The 730-nt window shown below is 40.7% G+C and carries 1 protein-coding gene; it reads right to left on the bottom strand.

Translation table 11 applies throughout. The features are described from left to right. On the bottom strand, positions 1-730 hold a 730-nt coding region (locus EII29_RS11400), incomplete at both ends, for an N-acetylmuramoyl-L-alanine amidase (RefSeq protein ID WP_125237609.1).

The raw sequence follows: 730 nt of genomic DNA, 5'->3' as shown, positions 1-730 counted from the left end.
GGTTTGTCGATTCCGTTAGCTTGCATGAAACGAATATTAATAGGCGAACCTTTCCAATCGAAGTTTTTAAGGTCTTTGCCAGTTGTTTCTTTATAAGTTTTACGAACAATTGCCAATTGGTCTGGGTGTGATAGAGCGATAACTTTTTCGCCATTAAAGTAGTAAGTTGTTTTATCGCCATTTGTATATGTAAATTTCATTAAATCGTCGTCCTCTAATTCTGTATTTGTTTGTGTATTGTTTACTGCGACTGTGCCACTAGTTTGTCCTGTAAGGCGCTTGTTTAGTTCTGTGATAAAGTATGAGCGACAACTCTCTAACGTGCCTCCGTGTACTTCTACTGAACGTCTAGGGCATGAAGTTGCTGAAAGTTCTTGATGTAGTTTAACAGTATCACGATTAGGAGTTAACCCCCATTGTTTCATGTACTTAGCCACGTCATCTAGTACCGCTTGCTCATTTCTCAAGAACTGGTTTAAATCGCCCTCTGATTGGCATACTTCCCAGCTTGCATAGTTAGCATTACCGTACGAGTTGGCACAATGCCATGCCATATTAGAGAAATCAGAAGCTTGTAATCTTCCGTCAGAAGCAATGTAGACATGAGCAAAGCCATTTTCAGGGTTATGATTAGGTAACCAGTTGTTGTAGAAGCCAGCGTTAGCACCATTCGAACCAGCGTCATTGTGAATTACAACCCCAGTAGGGTTATAACCACGTACACCAGCAT

The sequence above is a fragment of the Leptotrichia sp. OH3620_COT-345 genome (assembly GCF_003932895.1).
Lineage (GTDB): Bacteria > Fusobacteriota > Fusobacteriia > Fusobacteriales > Leptotrichiaceae > Pseudoleptotrichia.
This window is presented reverse-complemented; position numbering and strand designations above follow the sequence as displayed.